At 67.5% G+C, this 4,578-nt stretch carries 4 protein-coding genes; 3 read left to right on the plus strand and 1 reads right to left on the minus strand.

Annotation, left to right across the window (positions count from 1 at the left end; genetic code table 11):
* Nucleotides 1-451: ATP phosphoribosyltransferase regulatory subunit (locus DYI24_RS21805; RefSeq protein ID WP_205523626.1), on the minus strand; the 451-nt coding region annotated here is incomplete at its 3' end.
* A gap of 214 nt (nt 452-665) precedes the next feature.
* Here DYI24_RS21805 and aptA point away from each other — a divergent pair.
* From aptA to DYI24_RS21820, 3 genes are all read left to right on the plus strand, one after another.
* Nucleotides 666-1,952: an omega-aminotransferase AptA gene (aptA, locus tag DYI24_RS21810; RefSeq protein WP_164573821.1), complete on the plus strand. Its 1,287-nt coding sequence runs from the start codon at nt 666-668 to the stop codon at nt 1,950-1,952.
* A 96-nt stretch (nt 1,953-2,048) separates the two neighbouring features.
* Nucleotides 2,049-3,605: an EAL domain-containing protein gene (locus DYI24_RS21815; RefSeq protein ID WP_164573822.1), complete on the plus strand. Its 1,557-nt coding sequence runs from the start codon at nt 2,049-2,051 to the stop codon at nt 3,603-3,605.
* 12 nt (nt 3,606-3,617) lie between these two features.
* Nucleotides 3,618-4,472, plus strand: coding sequence for a TIGR01459 family HAD-type hydrolase (locus DYI24_RS21820; RefSeq protein WP_107343332.1), 855 nt, complete (start codon nt 3,618-3,620; stop codon nt 4,470-4,472).
* The last annotated feature ends 106 nt before the right edge of the window (nt 4,473-4,578 follow it).

The following is a 4,578-nucleotide window of genomic DNA, read 5'->3' on the forward strand; positions in this document are numbered from 1 at the left end:
TTTCGGCGTCGGCCGCGGCGGTCGGGGCGCCGACGGTGTCGGCGTCGAACTGCATGAACTGGCGGAAGCGGCCGGGGCCGGGCTTCTCGTTGCGGAACACCCAGCCGAACCGGTAGCTGCGATACGGCTTCGGCAAGCTATCAAAGTTCTCGGCGACGTAGCGCGCCAGCGGTGCGGTGAGGTCGTAGCGCAGGCTGATCCACTGCTCGTCGTCGTCCTGCAGCGAGAACACGCCCTCGTTGGGGCGGTCCTGATCGGGCAGGAACTTGCCGAGCGCGTCGGTGTATTCGAACGCCGGAGTCTCCACCGGCTCGAAGCCGTAGCGTTCGTACACCTCGCGGATCTTCTCCACCATCGCGCGCGTCGCCGCGATTTCGGCAGGCCCGCGATCGGCGAGGCCGCGCGGCAGCCGGGCGCGCAGTTTCGAAGGTTTTTTCGGTTTCTCAGCCATGATCGCCTTTCAACTCAGGGCCGGGTTGGTACCAGCCGGTGCCCTTTGCAGCAAGGTTGGGTTGTGTGATCCAGCGCAAATCCCTCGCCGGTGGCGTCCATTAACAGATGGATGCCCCACGGAAATTTGCTGGCTCGCGGCGTTCCCGTAGGGGCGTGAAGCTGATACCGTGCCGCGCCTTTCACCCCCGGCCGCGCAGTGCATGAGGAGCGCCATGTTAGACAAGATCAAGCCCACGTCCGCCGTCAACGCGCCGAACGATCTCAACGCGTTCTGGATGCCGTTCACCGCGAACCGGGCCTTCAAGCGCGCGCCGAAAATGGTCGTGGGTGCCGAAGGCATGCACTACATCACCGCCGATGGCCGCAAGATCATCGATGCCGCCTCGGGCATGTGGTGCACCAATGCGGGCCACGGCCGCAAGGAAATCGCCGAAGCCATCAAGGCGCAGGCCGACGAACTCGATTTCTCGCCGCCGTTCCAGTTCGGCCACGTGTTCTTCTGCAATTCGGGCTCGGAAGCCGGCGACACCGCGCTGAAGATCGCGGTCGCCTATCAGCAGATCAAGGGCCAGGGCTCGCGCACCCGCCTGATCGGCCGCGAGCGCGGCTATCATGGCGTCGGCTTCGGCGGCACTGCGGTCGGCGGCATCGGCAACAACCGCAAGATGTTCGGCCCGCTGCTTAACGGCGTCGACCATCTGCCTGCGACCTATGATCGCGACAAGCAGGCCTTCACCAAGGGCGAACCGGAATACGGCGCGCACTTCGCCGACGCGCTCGAAGGCCTCGTCAACCTGCACGGCGCCAACACCATCGCGGCGGTGATCGTCGAGCCGATGGCCGGCTCCACCGGCGTGCTGCCGGCGCCGAAGGGCTACCTCAAGCGCCTGCGCGAGATCACCAAGAAGCACGGCATCCTGCTGATCTTCGACGAGGTCATCACCGGCTACGGCCGTCTCGGCTACGCTTTCGCGTCCGAACGCTATGGCGTCACCCCGGACATGATCACCTTCGCCAAGGGCGTCACCAATGGTGCGGTGCCGATGGGCGGCGTGATCACCTCGGCCGAGATCCACGATGCGTTCATGACCGGTCCCGAGCACGCGGTCGAGCTGGCTCACGGCTATACCTATTCGGCGCACCCGCTGGCCTGCGCGGCCGGCATCGCCACCCTCGATATCTACCGCGACGAGAAGCTGTTCGAGCGCGCCAAGGCGCTGGAGCCGAAGTTCGCCGAGGCGGTGATGTCGCTGAAGTCGGCCCCGAATGTGGTCGACATCCGCACCGTCGGCCTGACCGCCGGCATCGACCTCGCCCCGATCACCGACGCGGTCGGCAAGCGCGGCTTCGAAGCGATGAATGCGGGCTTCCACGACCACGAGCTGATGCTGCGGATCGCCGGCGACACCCTGGCGCTGACCCCGCCGCTGATCCTCAGCGAGGACCACATCGGCGAGATCGTCGACAAGGTCGGCAAGGTGATCCGCGCGGTCGCCTGATTCTGCCCGATATCCCCTTGGGACGGCGGACGAATCCAGTGGACTCGTCCGCCGAATCGACAAAGATGGCGGATCGGCAGGCAACCACCGGCTTAAATGATCCGCATCTCGACCATTTTCATCGCCGTCTGCATGGTGCTGATCGCCACCTCGCTCGGCATGGTGGTGTATGCGGTCGCCGGGTTTAACTTCGCCCAGGCGTCGCTGGTCGGCCTGACCGCCCTGACATTGTTCGTGCTGTACCAGGCGGTTTCGATGCGGATGCGCGACCGCGCCGAGGCGGGCGATCAGATCGCCGACCTGTCGCGCGGCACCGCCGATCTCGCTCGGCAGGTCGGCGAATTCGGCCGGCGGCTGGCGGTGGTCGAGGCCAAGCTGGTTTCCGCCCAGTCCTCCCAGCAGGACCGGGTCCAGCACGTCTCCGACGAAATCACCGAGCTCGGTACCCTGGTGCAGCAGTTGGCTGCCTCAGTGGCCGCCCACGAAGACCTTCTGGCCTCCGATGCCCATAGCGAGGTGCGCCCGGAGGCGATCGCGGCGCCGGCACCGGCTGCTCTGGCTGTGCCCGTGATCCCGTCCGCGGCCGTACCGGCGGCTGCCGCTGCGGCGCCCGTTTCGGCGCCTCAGCCCGAAGCGCCGATCCTCGCAGCTCCCGCCGCGCCGGCGCCGGCCGTTGCCGCTCCGACGACTCTGGCGCCGGACGCCGCCTCAGTCCCGGCTGTGGTCCCGCCGCCCGCCGTCGTTTCAGCTCCTACCGGTCCCAACATGGCGGAAGCGGTGGCGAGCGCGGTCGAGGGCGGCCGCTTCGATCTTTATCTGCAGCCGATGGTCTCGCTGCCGCAGCGCAAGGTGCGGGCCTACGAGGTGGTAACGCGGCTGCGCGACACCGCCGATCAGGCGATCCCTGCCGAAACCTATTTGCCGATCGCCGAGACCGCCGGGCTGATGGGGCGGATCGACAACGCCATCCTGCTGCGCGCCGTGCAGGTGGTCCGGCGCCTGTTGGTGCGCAACAAGGACGTCGGGCTGTTCGTCAACATCGCCGGTGCGACGCTGGCCGACACCGCCGCGTTCGCCCAGTGCCTCGACTTCCTCGAAGCCAACCGCGCGCTGGCGCCGTCGCTGATCCTCGAATTCAAGCAGAGCACGCTGCGCGGCCTCGGTCCGATCGAAACCGAACACCTCGCGGCGCTGGCGCAGCGCGGCTACCGGTTCTCGATCGACCATGTCACCGATCTGCGGTTCGAGCCGCGCGAGCTGGCCGATCGCGGCGTCCGCTTCATCAAGGTGCCGGCGGCGCTGCTGCTCGCCGCGCATGACACGGCGTCCGCCGACATCCACCCGGTGGATCTGTCCGATCTGCTCGGCCGGTTCGGCATCGATCTGGTCGCGGAGCGGATCGAGGGGGAACGCGCCGTGGTCGACCTGCTTGACTACGATGTGCGGTTTGGGCAGGGGTTCTTGTTCGCAGCGCCCCGTCCGCTGCGGCCAGAGACCGCCACCAACGCGGCCGCGCCGGCTTCCAACGCCCCGGCCCAGCAGGACATCAATCTTGATCCAGGCAAGCTACCGCAGAGCCCGCTCGCTCGCATCGAGCCGGCACGCGTCACCGGCAATGCCGCACTGGTCCGCCGCGCCGCCGGCCCGTTCTGATCGTTTCAGCCGATGACAAAGCTGCGTTTCGTCGAGCATCTGCACGAGCTCGTCGGCTCGGTCGACGTCGTGCTCAGCGACATCTGGGGCGTGGTGCACAACGGCCTGGAGTCGTTCCCCGACGCCTGCGCGGCGCTGAAGACCGCGCGTGACCAGGGCCGCACCGTGGTGCTGATCACCAACGCGCCGCGGCCGGCGGATTCGGTGCAGCGCCAGCTGCGCAAGCTCGACGTCCCGGACGATTGCTACGACGCGATCGTGTCGTCGGGCGATCTCACCCGGATCTATGTGGCCGAACATCCCGGCCAGTCGATCTACTGGCTCGGCCCCGATCGCGACAACTCGATCTATCGCGGCCTCGATGCGGTGCTGACGCCGCTCGACAAGGCCGACTACATCATCTGCACCGGCCCGTTCGACGACGAGACCGAGTCGGCCGAAGACTATCGCGAGATGATGGGGCAGGCGCTGGAGCGCAAGCTGACGCTGGTCTGCGCCAATCCGGACATCGTGGTCGAGCGCGGCGACCGGCTGATCTACTGCGCCGGCGCGATCGCCGAGTTGTATCGCGAGCTCGGCGGCGAGGTGATCTTCTACGGCAAGCCGCACCGGCCGATCTATGATCGCGCGATGGCGCTCGCCCGCCAGATCCGCGGCACCGACACGCCGGCGCAGCGGGTGCTGGCGATCGGCGACTCGGTGCGGACTGATCTGGCCGGCGCGCAGGGCTACGGCATCGATCTCTTGTTCGTCACCCGCGGTATCCATGCCGACGCATTCGAGGGCATCGACCGGCTCGACACCGCCGCGGTGACCGAACTGTTCGGCCACCCGCCGCTGGCACTGACCCGCGAGCTGCGCTGGTAAGCGCAGCTCGACTTCGCTTCTTCGAGAGTAATCAGCGGCCTTCGCGCAGCCAGGTCGCCGCGAACGCGCCGAGCAGCAGCAGCAAGCCGATCAGGCCGGTGAACAC

It is taken from the genome of Rhodopseudomonas sp. BR0C11 (assembly GCF_010820945.1).
Classification (GTDB): Bacteria; Pseudomonadota; Alphaproteobacteria; order Rhizobiales; family Xanthobacteraceae; genus Rhodopseudomonas; species Rhodopseudomonas palustris_H.